The sequence below is a fragment of the Niveispirillum sp. FG148 genome (assembly GCF_057809655.1).
The window spans coordinates 40,263-55,222 of the sequence record NZ_JBMDKJ010000031.1 but is presented as its reverse complement, the minus strand read 5'-3'; the positions used below and the strand labels follow the sequence as shown (position 1 = coordinate 55,222).

Genomic DNA, 14,960 nt, shown 5'->3' with positions numbered 1-14,960 from the left:
GCTTGGCTTACGCGCGCATGGGCGCGCGGGCGCTCAACGCACCAACCAGGTTGCGATGAGTTCCACTCACCACAACCTGGCATTACATGTTCACTCAACTTCGCCGCGCGGCCTCTGTCAGGGCCTTGCGCAGGATTTTCCCCGTGGCGTTGCGCGGGAAATCGTCCAGGACCAGATAGCGGGACGGGCATTTGAACCGGGCCAGCCGGGCCGTGGCATGGGCCCGCGCCGCCGCCTCGTCGAAGCTGTGGCCGGGGCGGGTGACGACGGCCGCCCCCACCACTTCGCCCCATTTGGCGTCGGGAATGCCGAAGACGGCGCATTCGCGCACGTCCGGCAGCTCGGCCAGCACCCGCTCCACCTCCTGCGGGAAGACGTTTTCCCCGCCGGAAATGACCATCTCCTTGATGCGGTCGACGATGTAGAGATACCCGTCGGCATCGATGCGGCCGGCATCGCCGGTGCGGAACCAGCCATCGGGCGTCCAGGCGGTTGCTGTCTTTTCCGGGTTGCGCCAATAGCCCAGGAACAGGTTGGGGCCCTTGATCTGGACCTCTCCCACCTCTCCGTCATCGGCGATGGACCCGTCCAGGCGGGCGATGCGCACCGACACGCCCATGATGGGCCGCCCGGCGGAGCGCAGCAGCTCCCCCCGCCCTGCCAGGGCCGCCATATGGTCGGCCGGGTTCAGGGTGGTGGAGATGCCGGCCGTTTCCGTCAGGCCGTAGCCCTGGATGAATTCGCAGCCGAACAGCGACAGCGCCTCGCGCAGCATGCCCTCAGGAATGGGGGACGCGCCGTAGCAGATGCGGCGCACGCCTTCCACCCAGGTCACGCCGCGCGCGGCGGCTTCCAGCAGCAATTGCCCGATCATGGCCGGCACCAGCATGGTTCCGGCCACGCGACCCTCCACCAGCAGGTCGAACACCTCCCCCACATTGAAGCGCGGCGGCAGTTCAACACGGGCACCCGCCAACAGCGCGGCGCTGGCCGTGATGGTGGCGGCGATATGGAACAGGGGCGTCACGATCAACACCCCCTCCCCCGGCCGATAGGGCTGGGTATGGAAGAACTGTTCGATCTGCGCGGCCCAGGCGCCATGGCTGATCAGGATGCCGCTGGGGCGGCCCGTGGTGCCACTGGTATACATCTGGAACAGCGGATGATTGGGGTCCCAGTCCCGGTCGGGCGCGGTGACAGGTTCGGACGCGCGCAGCCAGTCGGCCATATCGACCCAGCCGGGGCGCGGCCCGTCCAGGCAGATGCGCGGGCAGGAAACCGATCCGGGCACCGCGTCGAACATATCCGCCCCGGCGCTGTCGGCAAGCACCAGGGACGGGTCGGCATCGGCCGCGATCTCCGCAATCTCCCGCGGGGCCAGCCGGGTATTCAGCGGCGTCAGCACCATGCCCGCCGCCGCCGCCGCCATGAAGCCCAGCAGCCCTTCCCGCCGGTTGGCGGACAGGATGACGACGCGGTCGCCGGGCTTCAGCCCGGCCGCAACGAACCCCGCCGCCAGCCGGCCGACCAGATGGCCGGCCGCCTTGAAATCCACCTCCCCCATGCCGTCGATCAGGGCGACGGCATGGGGATGGCAGCGGGCGAACCAGTCCAGGCGGCGGTGGATGGGGATCATGCGGCATCCCCCAGATCGACGAACAGTTCGCCCCCCTCCACCAGAACCGGGAAGGTGCGGATATCGGTGCGGGCGGGTGCCGTCAGCGCCTTGCCCGTGCGCACGCAGAACTTCGCCATGTGCCAGGGACACTCGATCGTGTCGCCTTCCAGCCAGCCATCGGCCAGCGAGGCCTTGTCATGGCTGCACCAATCGTCGGTGGCATAGAAGCTGCCACCGACATTATAGACGGTGACCGGCGGTTCGCCGCAGACGCGCCGCAACTCCCCCGGCGGCAAGGTCGCGGCAGATCCGGCGGAAACCAGGCGCTTGGTCTCAGCCATTCAGGAACTCCGTCACCAGGGGATTGAACTCGTCCGCCTTTTCCCACTGGGCCCAATGGCCGCATTTGGGGAAGACATGCAGGCGCGCCTCCGGGATCTGCTTCAGCAGGATGAAGGCGCTGTCCAGCGGCATCACCCGGTCGTCGCGACCCCAGACGATCAGCGTCTTGTGCGGCAGCAGGTCCAGCCGTTCGCGCCAGACATCGTCGGGCTGCGGCGGGCGGCCATTGCGCACGGCGATGGGCGGGCAGGCCACCACTTCGGGCCGCGTCGCGGCCTTCAACCGTTCGGCCACCAGCGGTTCGATATCGATGCTCTGGTCATAGATCATCTCGCGGATGAAGGCCCCCATCCGCTCTGCCGAGGGGCCGGGCGGCAGATAGAAGCCGGCCAGCATCTTCAGGCCCGTGGTCGGCATGATGGTGGTGACGGGATAGCCGCCGCCGGAACCCATCAGCACCATCTTGCCCACCTTGTCGGGCCGGCGCAGGGCCAGCATCATGGAGGTGCCGCCGCCCAACGAATTGCCGACCATGTGCGCCTTGTCGATGCCGAGCGCGTCCAGGAACTTGCCCACATGCAGGCCGTAAAATTCGAAGAACTTGTCGGGGATGGGCAGCTTATCCGACTGGCCGAAGCCCGGCAGGTCGATGGTCAGCACGCGAAAATGCTTCGCCAGCGCCTGGATGTTGCGCGACCAGTTGGACAGGCCCGAAGCGCCGGGGCCGGCCCCGTGGATCAGGACGATGGGAAAGCCTTCGCCCGCTTCGTGATAGAAGGTGCGGATGCCGTCGACATCGACGAAATGGCCCGTGCCGATGGTTTGATCGGTCATGTCAGTAACCCTTTGCAAGATACGGCCTGCTATTGCGCAATTCTCCCGTCATCCCGGTGGACGCCTGGAGCGCCAACTTAAGCAGTTGAAACAACGTGCTTTCCCCGCGAAAGCGAGGATCCAGGGGCCACCTGGAACCCCGCGTTGATACCCTTGGCCCCTGGACCCCCGCTTTCGCGGGGGAGGCAGGGAGGGGCAATGGGGCAGGTCGGCGCTTAAGGACGATCGCCTTGATGATGGGAAACATGTTCATGGCAGTCCCGGTGACGGTCAGATGCGGGCGCGGTGATGGCCCCAGACGCTGATGGCGGAATGGGTGCCGACCGACCAGTCGGGCCCGCCGACCGCGATCCCCTCGCAGCCATATTCGACCTCGAAGCCGGACGGCGTGCGGACATAGAAGGACAGCATGCGGTCGTTGGAATGGCGCCCCAGCGTGGCCGTGATCTCCACGCCCGCCTTCATGGCGCGGTCGATGGCCAGACCCACATCATCGATGCCGGGCACTTCCAGCATGACATGGTGGATACGCTTGGCCCCCGGCATGGCGGGAGCGATGGCGATCGTGTGGTGGCGGTTGTTGCAATGCAGGAAATGCAGCGGAATGACGATGCCCGGCGCCGCTTCGAACATGATGCGGTCGGACATGCGCATGCCCAGCACAGCCATGTAGAACTGCGTCGTGGCCGCCACATCGGCGGTGTTCACGATGATATGGCCCAGCCCCTGATCGCCGGTGACAAAGCCAGACAGCGGCTGCGGCGACTGGAACGGCACCTCCGGCACCAGCCAGGGGCCGTAATAAAGCTCAATCGCCAGGCCGTTGGGATCGACACAGCGCGCCAGTTCCATGACGCCGCGTGTGGCGGCCAGGGCCGGGTCACGGGTGATGGCGATGCCGGCCGCTTCGATGCGCTGCACAACGGCATCAAAATGTGCTGCGTTGCCGCATTCGAAGCCCGCATACAGAAAATCGTCGCTGGGATCATCATGCAGCGCAAAACGCCAGGCATGGTCATCGATGCGGTAGCGGGTGGAACCGTCCGGCCCCTGGGCCGCCGGCATCAGGCCCAGCAGGACGGCATGGTCGGCCCAGGCGGTCTGGGAGGAGACGCCGAAGCCCAGATAGCCCAGGGCACCGACGGCATTGTCGTGAAGTCGGGTCATTGCGGAACCTCCTGCCCGTTGGGGCTCATGAACCCGCGGATGGCCAGGCCGCCGTCATAGTTCAGGACCATGCCGGTGGCCGGCACGTTCTCCTCGCGCGCGGCCAGGAACACATAAGCGGGGACGTATTGTTCAACCGTGGGGATGAAGCCCAGCGGCACGATGCGGTCGGCCACAGCCTCGAATCCGATCGATTTGATATCCCGATCGTTCAGACCCAGGCTGGCCGGCCCGGTCAGGCCAGTCAAAATCCCGCCCGGCGCCACGGCATTGACGCGAATATTGGGCGCCAATTCATAGGCAAGTTGCCGGACCAGGCCCACGCCCGCATGTTTAGAGGCGGTGTAGAGAACACCGCCGCCATTGGGCAGATGGGCGGCATTGGACAGGGTGAAGATCATGCTGCCCTTGCTTTGCTGCAACGCAGCAGCAGATGCACGCGCCCCTTGCAGATAGCCCAGGACATTCACGCCGAAAAGCTCGTCAAAGCCGGCGGCCAGTTCGGCACCGCACAATGAAACAAGCGGCCAGTTGAAGTCCCACAGCCCGGCATTGCCAATAAAGCAATCCAGCTGGCCGAACCGTTCCAGCGCCAGGGCCACGGCCCGGTCATTGACCTCCGCCGCGCGCACATCGCCCTGGATGGTCGCCACCTTGTCACCGAAACCCTGTTCCAGCGCCGCCAGCCCGGCCGCCGACCGGTCCAGTACGACGCAACGCGCGCCTTCAGCGATGAACCGTTCCACGACACCCCGCCCCAGCCCCCCGGCCCCGCCGGTGACCAGGGCGACCTGCCCTTGCAGACGTCCCATGTTGGTTTGTCCCTGTTGGGGGCGAGCGTAGGTCGTGGGTGAGCGGATGCGAACCCCGACGCTCTGGCACCGTCGCTTGTCGGGGTTCGGCTTTGCCTCACCCGCGACCTACGCGCCCAACGTCAGAAGAAGATGCTGAGGCTGCTGGTCAGCAACGTGGCCTGATCCAGCAGGATGGTGCGCCGCGCGATGCGGAAGCCGCCATCCTTCTGGCGCAGCACATCCTGGCGCTCGCCCGCGAAGATCTCCGTCTGGCGTTCCAGCCGGTTGCGATAGACCAGGAAGGCCGACTTCACCGCCAGCTCGCCCGGCACGGCCCCGTCGGCAATGCGCACATTGCTGATCAGGTGGCGGGTGCGCGATGGCGGGTCCTCGGCCCAGTTGGTGCCGCAGGCCAGCTTGCGCTGGCGCAACAGCATGCTTTCCTTGTCCTCGTCATAATAGGCCGACTGCTTGTCGTCGGAGAATTCCAGGTGCATCTCACGCCGGCCGCGGTTGAACCGCATGGGCATGAAATAGCGGATATCCTCCTCCATCAGGGCGAACCATTCGTCGTAACGGCGGTCGTCCAGCAGTTCGGCCTCGGCATAGTAGAACTGTTCCACCGCGTGCTGGCGCAGCAGGGTCGCTTCATTCAGCGGCATGGCAGGACCCTCCCGTGCAGGTGCCTTCAGCCTGGGGAACGATCGGATCGGTGGGGTGGGTCAGCAGCTTCTGCCAATGGGCATAGAAGCCGCGGGCCGCTTCTTCGGAATAGACCCAGCCCACCTTGCCGGGGAATTGCGGGTCGTCGTTGCGCGACTTGCCCTGGCCCATGCCGACATGGAACCAGGTGTCCTGGGCGGCCGAACCCTTCAGCACGCGCTGGATTTCCACCCAGTTCTCGCCATCCTCCTGCTCGAAGATGCCGGCCGCACTGAAGGAGCGCAGGCCGCCGACGCGGTAGGCTTCCTTCACCTCGTCCGAGGCGTCGGCCTCCACCAGCGTCCAGGCCCAGACCTCGATCTCGTTCGGGCCCTTGGGGTGCCAGACGCGGACGGTGTTGGCCGTGGGCAGGAAGGAGAAATTGGGGAACAATGTCATGTGCTGGGCGTGCATATACTCGCCCCGCTCAAAGCCCAGACGGGCCACGGCCTGATCCTTGCCTTCCTCCGACATATAGCGGGCCACTTCCGGTCCCACGAAGGACCCCAGCAGCTGACGCCGGCCCGGCCCGACGAAGAAGCCGGTGCCATGGCCGCGGTCAGAGCGGAACTGCCGGCCATCATGGCCGAAATCCACCTGTTCCTCTTCCACCACGGGCTTCACCGACATCGACACCGACAGGTGCGCCACCGGCGCGTGGTACATGTCGGATGCGAACTGTTCGGCCGCGAATTTCCAGTTGCAGGGGATCACCCATTTATGGATGCCGCCGATGGCCAGCGTACCGGCCGCCGACCGGTCCAGCAGCACATCCAGATAAAAGGCGGCATCACCCAGATATTCCTCGAAATCGGGCGCATCGGCGTCCCAGTTGCCGAAGATCAGGCCTTTGTAGCGGGCGATGCGGCCCACGGGCCGCGCCCCCCATTCGGCCTTGTCCACCTTGCCATAGGCCGGTTCTTCCAAGGGCACGCCGACCAGTTCACCGCCCAGCCCATAGACCCAGCCATGGTAGACGCAGGTGAAGTTCTTGGCCTTGGACCCGATATCGGACCGGCACAGGCGCATGCCGCGATGGCGGCACTGGTTCAGGAAGGCCTTGACCGACCCATCCTTCTGGCGGACCACAACGACCGGGTCCTCGCCCATATAAGTGGACAGGAAATCGCCCGGTCCCGGTATCTGTGATTCATGGGCAAGAAACAGCCAGCAGCGCTTGAAGATTGTTTCAAGCTCCAGCGCATAAATATCCGGGTCTGTATAGGCGCGACCCTGGATTTTACCGGCCTGTTCATCAAATACCCGCGCGACGAGGTCGCGCGCCGCCTCTGGGGCTTTCGCGCTCATCTTTCCTCCCGATCATTTTTCTTGCAGGTGTCTGTATGGGTTCTAGAATGCCGCAAACTCTTCGGCGCGGCATTGGTTTGGACATGAAAAGAATTAGCAGATCGTTCAAAATGGCACCGCCCGAACGGTTGCCCGAGCCACGCATGGACGGGGTCCGCTTCGGCAGCATCGATCTGGAAGAAGGTGAGGTGCTGAAGGCGGAGCCGCGCGACTGGAGCTGGTTCTTCTATGTCCGGCACGGGACCATGGTGATCCGGCGCGGCGACGACCCGCCCGTCACCGTGCGCGCGGGCGAGGTGTTCGGCGGCGACAGCCGTTCAGGGTTCGAGATGCGGGAAGCGACGGGACGGCGCGGCACCGTGCGCCGTTTCACCGAACTGGATGTCTATGATCCGCAGGCCGACAAGGCGCTGATGGTGCTGACGGCGCATGTGCCGCTGGCGTCCAATGTGCTGCTCAGTTCCTTTACCCACCATATCCATGTGACGCCGGAAGATCCGGGGCCGACGGCGGCCCGCATCCGGGCACTGGTGGATTTCGTGGAGGATGAGCTGGCGGGCGATGGCGCCCTGGTCGACCAGGAAGGCGTGCTGCAGCGTCTGGCGGAGCTGATCCTGGTGACCCTGGTCCGCCATCAGGTGGTGACGGCCGACGATATCCGCGCCACCCTGCCGTCTGCCTTGGTCGATCAGCGGCTGTGGCGGGCGCTTGGCGCGTTCCAGCGCGCACCGGCGGCGCACTGGACGGTGGAACGGCTGGCGGCGGCGGCCGGCATGTCGCGCACGGCCTTTGCCATCCGCTTCCGGGAACTGATCGGGGAGCCGCCGCTGCACAGCCTGACGCGGCTGCGCATGGGTATGGCGACAGAAATGCTGCAGCAGCCGGACGTGCCGCTGAAACGCATTGCCGAGCGCATCGGCTATACGACGGAGGCCGCGTTCTGCCGCGCCTTCGCCAACCATTTCGGCATCAGCCCCGGCCGCTGGCGACAGGCAGCCGCGGGACGCTCAGCTTAAAAGCCCCTGCCGTTCCGCAATCGCCAGGGCCAGCTTGCGGTCATTGGCGCCCAGTTTGCGGAAAATGTTCTTCAGGTGGAATTTCACGGCATTGTCGGTCATGGACAGGCGCCGGGCGATGATCTTGTTGGACCCGCCTTCGGCCAGGGCGGACAGGATTTCCCGCTCCCGCGGGGTCAGCAGCATGGCCGACGCCCCCTGATCCCCCGTCCCATCGCGGTCGCCAAGCGCCACCAGCAATTGCGCGATCCAGTCCAGATTGGCGCGCGCCAGACCGGCCGCCCCCACCCGCGCCACCAGATGGCGCAGCAGCTGGATGACGGAAGGGCCCTGATCGACGAAGATCTGCGTCGCCCCTTCCTCCCGCGTCATGGCCAGCAACTGTCGCAGGTCGGGCACGGCATCGTCCAGCCGGTCAAGCGCCTCCAGCGCCAGGGCGCGCAGCAGCTGGATGCGGGCCACGCCGCGATCAAAGCCGCCGGCCCGCGCCGGTTCCTCCAGCGGGTCCAGCAGGGCCAGCGCGTCTTCCGCCGCCCCTTCGGCCAGTGACAGCGCCGCCAGCGTCAGGCCGACCTCGGTCCGCTCCAGCCGCTGGATCAGTTCCGGCTTGGCGCAATGGGCGCCAGACAGGGCAAAGCCCGTGCGGCCGACCAGAATGCGCGCATCCGCCACCCGGCCCGCCCGGCGCAGCAGGTCGATGCGCAGGCCCAGCAGCAGGGCCGACAGGCGCGGCAGGTCACGGGTCTGCGCCACGCCCTCGCCTCGGTCCAGGATGGCCAGCGCCGGCTCCAGCCCCGCCCGGGCAAAGGCCAGGCCGGCGGCCGTGCGATAGCCGGTGGCGAACATCTCCACCCAGCCTTCGCCTTCCTCCACTCCGCGCAGACCGTCCAGGATCAGCTCGTCCGCCGGCTCCCGTTCCCCGCGCTCGGCATGCAGGCAGGCGCGCAGCACCTGGATGATGGAATGCAGGCGGCGGTCATCGGGGATATCGGCATTGGCCAGCGACTGCGCCCGGTCCAGCGCTTGGGCGGCGGCTTCCAGCCGCAGCCGTTCGATGAAGAAAAAGCCCTGATGGATGGCGATGAAGATGCGGCCGTAGCTGGAATTGACCTTCTGGAAATGCTGGTCGGCCGTGGCCGCCGTGGCCCCGGCAAAGGCCACCTCGCCCTGCCGGTAATGCATGATGCACAGGATGTTGTTGACGAAGCCCTGGTAATAATCGCCGCTGTTCAGCCGCACGCCCAGCCTTTCCAGCGCTTCCAGCCGGTCGCGCGGCATCAGATTGTCCTGATAGGCCGCCAGCAGCCCATCCATGACCAGCAGGTCGGCATCGACAGGGTGGGGATGGTCGGGATCGCTGTGATGATGGGCGCGGATGGCGTCCGACAGGGCGCGCGCCTCGGCCAGCTGCCCGCGCTTGGCCGCGCGCAGGGCCTGGGCCACCTGGATGCGCGGGGCGCCGGCCGCCACGGCCGGCGGCACATGCGACAGGATGGCATCCACCACATGCGCGCCCCGCGACAGCAGCACCAGCATGCAGTCAATGCCGCTGATCAGGGCGACGACGCGGTCCATATCGTCGGCCAAGGCGGCATGGCGCACGGCATCCACCAGCTGCCCCCGCGCCTCGTACCAGCGCGAGGCCTTGGCATGCAGGGTGGCAATGCGCCCGCCCGGCTGTCGGCGCAGCCAGCCCGACAGGAATTCGCGCAGAAGCTGGTGATAGCGGAACCAGTGCCCTTCCCGGTCCAGGGGGAAGATCAGGGAATTGCGCCGCGCCAGCTCGTCCAGCAGGGCCCAGCCGTCGCGCGTGCCGCAGACGGCATCGGCCAGATCGCCATTGACCCGTTCCAGGATGGAGGTGGCGGCCAGGAAATCGCGCAGATGGTCGGGCAGGCCCGCCACCACCTGTTCAGCGATATAGGCCGCCATTTCATCGCGCGACCCGGTGAAGCCGCGCACCCATTGCGCCACGTCGCCCTGCTGGTCCAACCACAGCCGCACCAGCTGTACCGCCACGGGCCAGCCTTCCGTCCTTTCCACCAGATGGGCCACATCGTCGGGCGACAGGCGGCCGGCGAAATAGGCCTGCATCTGGGCCGGCGTGAAGCGCAGGGCCGCTTCCGTCACCTCCGCCAGCGTGCCGGCCAGCCGCAGCGACGAAATGGGAAAGCCGGGGCGGGAGCGCATGGCCACGACAAGGTGCAGATGCGCCGGCCGGTTGCGCAGGATGAAGCCCATCAGCGCGTCATTGTCGCTGCTTTCTACCAGATGATAATCATCCAGCATCAGCAGCACAGGCCGTTCCGCCGCCTCCAGATCGCGCAGCAGCATGCGCAGCACGAAACTGGCCGGCAGGTCGCGCATGGTGCGCTGGGCATTGGCCACCACCTCCCCCACCTCCAGCCCGGCATGGCGCAGGGCCGCCACAATGCCGGCCAAGAAGGCGTGGGGGTCCTTGTCCTCTGCCTCCAGCGTCAACCAGGCGCGGTGCAGCCCGTCACCCGCCAGCCCGTCCCACCATTGGGTCAACAGCGTGGTCTTGCCGTACCCGGCGGGCGTGCGCACCAGGGTCAGGGCGCGCGCCGCCAGCCCCTCGGCCACGGCAGCCAGTTCCGGCCGTTCCACCAATGCCACCATCTGACGCGGTGGCGTCAGCTTGGCGATCAGGTGGATATCGTGGATCGGGTCCATGGGCCTCGGCCGCGGGGATTGCACTTATACCATCGGCGGGAAATCTTGACCGATGGTCAATCTTTCCCGCCCCTCAATCGCCGGCGCCAGCATCCGCTGGCTTGGCTACGCCGCATGTGCGGCGCGGCGGCGGTCGCTGCCGTATCAACGGCCATCATTGATGACCGTTGATATTATCCGCTGGTAACATTTTTGCCATGTGCCGTCTGCCCCGCCATGCCCGGCCACGGGTAGGGTGCGACATCGAGGCGGGTAGGAAGGTGCCTTTACCCGCCGCACCGGATTGCCGGCCGCCCAGACGCGGGGGATCATCCTTCATCGCCGAAACAAAGACGGAAGCGCTCGCCATGGCCCGCAAACTCGACATCCGCCTGATCACGCCCGTGACGACGACGGGCCTGCGCGATCTGGCGGAAATCGCGCATCTGGAAAGTGCCGATATCGGCTTCAGCCACAGCCTGATCGATATCGGCCCGCCGTCGATCGAAAGCGAATTTGACGAGGCGCTGGCCGTGCCCGGCACGCTGGCCAAGGCGCTGGCGGCCGAACGGGAGGGCGTGGACGCCATCATCATCGACTGCATGGGCGATCCGGGCCTGAAGCCGGTGCGTGAGCTGGTGAAGGTGCCGGTGTTCGGGCCGGGCGAGACCAGCATGCATGTCGCCGCCATGCTGGGCCACCGGTTCAGTGTCGTCACCGTGCTGGAAAGCGTGCGGCCCATGCTGTCCAACCTGGCCAAAATCTATGGCGTGGCGGAAAAGCTGGCCTCGGTGGAGGTGGTGGATGTGCCCGTGCTGGAACTGATGGCCCGGCTGGCGGAGGTGCAGCAGGGGCTGGCCGACAAGGCGCTGCACGCCGTGCGCCACGACCATGCCGACGCCATCATCCTGGGCTGCACGGGCTTCCTGGGCTGCGCCGACCAGATCAGCCGGCATCTGCTGGACCATGGCTATGACGTGCCGGTGATCGACCCGATCCCGACCACGGTCATGGTCGCCGCCGGCATCGCCCGCGTCGGCCTGCGCCACAGCAAGAAGACCTACGCCACGCCGACGCTGAAACCCATGGTCGGGTTCGATATCGGGCGGTGAGGGGGGGATCAGCCATCCACCAGTTCGATGCGGACGGTTTTGCCGACCGCTTCCGCCGCACGCCTGATGGCTCCGATGGTGACGGCGTCACAATCAGGATCAAGGATGCGGGCAAGCTGGTTGCGGCTGGTGTTCAGTGCCGCCGCCATGGCGGTCTTGGTGACCTTCTGATCCTTCATGGCCTTCAGAAGCTGTTCCACGGACAGCTCCTTGACCGCCGCCTCCCGTACCTCCCCGGCAATCCCCTCCGCCTCCAGCCAGGCGGAGAAGGAGGGGCCGACATGGCGTGGATTGAAGTCGGTCGTCCCGTCGGTGGGATTGTTCTTGTCGGTCATGGCTGGTTCGTCCTTTTCGCCTCGGCCATGCGCTGCCTGGCCAAGTCCTGAAAAAGTGACTTCACCATCCGAGCATTGCCAGAAACGTACCATATAAAGTTCGAACCATCGGGTGTTCCATCCCCCCCCATTGCAATCCCCCCGCCCCGCCCCTATGTTCGGCCCATGCGCCTGATCGCTACCCTTGTCATGTTGCTGGCCTTTCTGTTCACCGCGCCCGGTTCGGGGCATGCGGCGGACGCGCGCCATGCGCATGAGGAGGCGATGGGGCTGGTGCATCAGGATGATCATGGCGGGCCCACGGGCAAGAATTTCGTGGATTGCCACCATGGCTGTTCGCACAGCCATGTCGCCAGCCCGCTGCGCCTGATGCGCGTGGGTGCGCCCGTGATCTGGACCCAGGCGGATTTTCGTCTGGAAAACGCGGTCCTGCCGCCCACGGCCGACCCGACCCCACCCTATAAGCCGCCCCGCGCCTGACGCCGAAGCCGCCGGCACCGGTCGTCCACGACCGCCGTGCCGCCCCCTTCTCGCGTCTTGAAGCGGAGCAATCATGCGTATGCTGTCAGCATCCGCCCTGGCCCTGTGCGTGGCCTGGGCGCCGATGGCGTTGGCGCAGGCCCCTGTGGCCGGTGCCCCCCAAACACCCCTTTTGACCCTGGACGCGGCCGTGGCCCAGGCGCTGGCCGCGTCGCCACGCACCCGCGCCGCCAGCGCCCGGCTGGATGCCGCCGATGGCGCGGCGCAGCAGGCGGGCGTCCTCCCCAACCCCGTGCTGGGGGTGGAGATGGAGAATATCCGCGGCACCGGCCCCTATCGCGGGTTCGACAGTGCCGAAACCACCTACAGCCTGTCGCAGACCCTGGAACTGGGCGGCAAGCGCGGCGCGCGGCAGGAAGCGGCCGATGCCGCCCGTGCCGCCACGCGCCAGGATCTGACGCTGGCCCGGCTGGACCTGACGCGCGACGTGCGCCAGGCCTTTGCCGATGCCGTGGCCGCCGCGCGTTTGCGCGATCTGGCCGCCGATGGTGTGCGGCTGGCGCAGGAAACCGAACGGTCCATCGCCGCGCGGGTCGACGCCGGGCGCGAAGCCGCGATCCAGCAGACCCGCGCGGAAATCGCGCGGCGACAGGCCGACATCGCCCTGGCCCAGGCGGGACGCGACGCGGCGGCCGCCACCCGCACCCTGGCGGCACTGATGGGCCTGCCCGCCCTGGATGCGCCCCTGGATCGGGGCTGGTTCGACAGGCTGGACCCGGCCGATTCCTCCCCGTCCGCCGATGCCGGAACCAGCCCCGAACTGCGCAAGCGCCAAGCCGATCTGCGGCGCGGACGGGCGGAACTGGATCTGGAAAAGGCCAGGGTCGTGCCCGACCTGACCCTGTCCGCCGGCTTCCGCCGGTTCCGGGACAAGGGCGACAATGCCTTCACGGTCGGCGTCAGCCTGCCCATCCCCCTGTTCGACCAGAACCGCGGCAATATCGCCAAGGCCCGGGCAGAGCTGGTGGCGGCGGAGGCTGATCTGGCGGCCGAACGGCTGGACCTGGAACGGCGGCTGTCGCTGGCCGGCGCGCAACTGGAATCGGCGCGGGAAACGGTTTTCAGCCTGCGTGATCAGGTGCTGCCCACGGCCGAACAGGCCCTTGCCGATGCGGGCGAGGCCTACCGGCAGGGCAAGTTCTCCTACCTGGATGTGCTGGACGCCCAACGCACGTTGTTCGACGCGCGGCGCGACCTGATCGCCGCCCTGCGCACCTATCACGCCGCCCGCGCCGACCTGGATCGGCTGACGGCCACCCCCAACGGGGAGGAATAAGATGACCAAGACGACATTGATCGGCATTTCCGTGGTCGCCCTGCTGGCGGCCGGCATCGGCGGCTACGCCCTGTCCGAAGGCGGGCATGACCATGGGGGCAAACCCCATGCCGAGGGCGACGGCCATGACCATGGCGCGGAAAAGCAAGGCCACGCGCATGAGGAAGGGGAAGAAGAAGACGGCGATATCCACCTGAACGCGGCCCAGATCGCGGCGGCGGGCATCAGTCTGGTCGCAGCCCAGGCCGGCGATGTGGCGGCAGAGGTGCGCGTGTCCGGCACGGTGGTGGAGGATGCGGACCGCCTGGCCCACCTGACCACCCGCCTGCCCGGCGTGGTGGCCGAGCTGCATAAGCGGCTGGGCGAGCCGGTGGCGGCGGGCGATCTGCTGGCCGTGCTGGACAGCCGCGAGCTGGCGGACGCCAAGGCCGATTACCTGGCCGCCCTGAAGCGCGAGGCGCTGGCCGCCGCCAATGGCAAGCGGGAGGAGGAATTGTGGCGCAAGCGCATTTCCGCCGAACAGGATTATCTGGGCGCAAAGACGACGGCGCAGACGGAGCGCATCGCCCTGGACAGCGCCCGGCAAAGGCTGGCGGCCCTGGGCCTGTCGGCGGCGGAGATATCCGCCCTGCCCGGCCAGGACCCCCGGTCGCTGGCCCGCCTGGAACTGCGCGCGCCCATTGCGGGCCGCGTGACGGGGCGCAATGCCGTGCGCGGCGAACTGGTCGCCGCCGACAAGGAACTGTTCACCATCGCCGACCTGTCGCGCGTCTGGGTGGAGATCCCGCTGTACCGCGAGGACATGGGCCAGGTGCGCGACGGCCAGATGGTGCATCTGACCGGGCCGGCCGGGCGCACGGCCAGCGGCAGGCTGATCTTCGCCAGCCCCACCATCGACCCCGCCACGGGGGCGGCGCGGGCCGTGGCGGAGCTGGACAATGAAGACGGGCTCTGGCGTCCTGGTGATTTCGTTTCCGGAACAATCGCGGCGGGCGGCGCGCCGGCCGCGGTGACGGTGCCGGCCGAGGCCGTGCAGACCCTGGCGGGCAAACAGGTCGTCTTCGTGCATGATGGCGACGGGTTCCAGCCGCGCGCCGTGTCCATCGGACGGCGCAACAGCCGGGTGGTGGAGATCACGGACGGTCTTTACGCAGGCGAAACGGTTGCGGCCGCGAAAAGTTTCGTGCTGAAGGCCGAAGCCTCGCGCGCCGCCGCCGAACATTCCCATTCGCACTGATGCACA

14 protein-coding genes are annotated in these 14,960 nt (G+C 67.2%); 5 read left to right on the top strand and 9 right to left on the bottom strand.

The features are described from left to right. Window positions 1–94: 94 nt before the first annotated feature. The 7 genes from ACODTW_RS23550 to ACODTW_RS23520 all read right to left on the bottom strand — a co-directional run bounded on the left by ACODTW_RS23550 (window position 95) and on the right by ACODTW_RS23520 (window position 6,765). Complete coding sequence (locus ACODTW_RS23550) at window positions 95–1,636, bottom strand: AMP-binding protein (protein WP_488948570.1); 1,542 nt, start codon at window positions 1,634–1,636, stop codon at window positions 95–97. After that, window positions 1,633–1,959 (bottom strand): bifunctional 3-phenylpropionate/cinnamic acid dioxygenase ferredoxin subunit, encoded by a 327-nt coding sequence (locus tag ACODTW_RS23545; RefSeq protein ID WP_488948569.1) that lies wholly within the window; start codon window positions 1,957–1,959, stop codon window positions 1,633–1,635. Before ACODTW_RS23545 ends, ACODTW_RS23550 begins: the two co-directional genes overlap by 4 nt. After that, window positions 1,952–2,794, bottom strand: coding sequence for an alpha/beta fold hydrolase (locus ACODTW_RS23540; protein ID WP_488948568.1), 843 nt, complete (start codon window positions 2,792–2,794; stop codon window positions 1,952–1,954). The genes ACODTW_RS23545 and ACODTW_RS23540 overlap by 8 nt, the downstream gene beginning before the upstream one ends. A 270-nt stretch (window positions 2,795–3,064) precedes the next feature. Beyond that, entirely contained in the window at window positions 3,065–3,961 is an 897-nt protein-coding gene (locus ACODTW_RS23535; RefSeq protein WP_488948567.1) for a VOC family protein, read from the bottom strand. Next, complete coding sequence (hcaB, locus tag ACODTW_RS23530; RefSeq protein WP_488948566.1) at window positions 3,958–4,773, bottom strand: 3-(cis-5,6-dihydroxycyclohexa-1,3-dien-1-yl)propanoate dehydrogenase; 816 nt, start codon at window positions 4,771–4,773, stop codon at window positions 3,958–3,960. The genes ACODTW_RS23535 and hcaB overlap by 4 nt, the downstream gene beginning before the upstream one ends. 122 nt (window positions 4,774–4,895) lie before the next feature. Then, window positions 4,896–5,417 (bottom strand): 3-phenylpropionate/cinnamic acid dioxygenase subunit beta, encoded by a 522-nt coding sequence (locus ACODTW_RS23525; protein WP_488948565.1) that lies wholly within the window; start codon window positions 5,415–5,417, stop codon window positions 4,896–4,898. After that, window positions 5,404–6,765, bottom strand: a complete 1,362-nt coding sequence (locus tag ACODTW_RS23520) for an aromatic ring-hydroxylating oxygenase subunit alpha (protein ID WP_488948564.1) — start codon at window positions 6,763–6,765, stop codon at window positions 5,404–5,406. Before ACODTW_RS23520 ends, ACODTW_RS23525 begins: the two co-directional genes overlap by 14 nt. Window positions 6,766–6,908: 143 nt before the next feature. Here ACODTW_RS23520 and ACODTW_RS23515 point away from each other — a divergent pair, with 143 nt between their 5' ends. Beyond that, window positions 6,909–7,781 (top strand): AraC family transcriptional regulator, encoded by an 873-nt coding sequence (locus ACODTW_RS23515; RefSeq protein ID WP_488948563.1) that lies wholly within the window; start codon window positions 6,909–6,911, stop codon window positions 7,779–7,781. Here ACODTW_RS23515 and ACODTW_RS23510 read toward each other — a convergent pair. After that, on the bottom strand, window positions 7,773–10,475 hold the full coding sequence (locus ACODTW_RS23510) for a winged helix-turn-helix domain-containing protein (protein WP_488948562.1): 2,703 nt from the start codon (window positions 10,473–10,475) through the stop codon (window positions 7,773–7,775). The genes ACODTW_RS23515 and ACODTW_RS23510 overlap by 9 nt on opposite strands. A gap of 347 nt (window positions 10,476–10,822) precedes the next feature. Between ACODTW_RS23510 and ACODTW_RS23505 the strand changes: the two genes are divergently transcribed. Then, complete coding sequence (locus tag ACODTW_RS23505) at window positions 10,823–11,566, top strand: aspartate/glutamate racemase family protein (protein ID WP_488948561.1); 744 nt, start codon at window positions 10,823–10,825, stop codon at window positions 11,564–11,566. An 8-nt stretch (window positions 11,567–11,574) separates the two neighbouring features. Here ACODTW_RS23505 and ACODTW_RS23500 read toward each other — a convergent pair whose 3' ends face one another. After that, on the bottom strand, window positions 11,575–11,901 hold the full coding sequence (locus ACODTW_RS23500) for a hypothetical protein (protein WP_488948560.1): 327 nt from the start codon (window positions 11,899–11,901) through the stop codon (window positions 11,575–11,577). Between the two features lie 165 nt (window positions 11,902–12,066). Between ACODTW_RS23500 and ACODTW_RS23495 the strand changes: the two genes are divergently transcribed. The 3 genes from ACODTW_RS23495 (at window position 12,067) to ACODTW_RS23485 (ending at window position 14,954) form a co-directional block, all read left to right on the top strand. Beyond that, window positions 12,067–12,381: a hypothetical protein gene (locus tag ACODTW_RS23495; RefSeq protein ID WP_488948559.1), complete on the top strand. Its 315-nt coding sequence runs from the start codon at window positions 12,067–12,069 to the stop codon at window positions 12,379–12,381. Between the two features lie 73 nt (window positions 12,382–12,454). Continuing rightward, on the top strand, window positions 12,455–13,717 hold the full coding sequence (locus tag ACODTW_RS23490) for a TolC family protein (protein ID WP_488948558.1): 1,263 nt from the start codon (window positions 12,455–12,457) through the stop codon (window positions 13,715–13,717). A gap of 1 nt (window position 13,718) precedes the next feature. Then, window positions 13,719–14,954 (top strand): efflux RND transporter periplasmic adaptor subunit, encoded by a 1,236-nt coding sequence (locus tag ACODTW_RS23485; protein ID WP_488948557.1) that lies wholly within the window; start codon window positions 13,719–13,721, stop codon window positions 14,952–14,954. The last annotated feature ends 6 nt before the right edge of the window (window positions 14,955–14,960 follow it).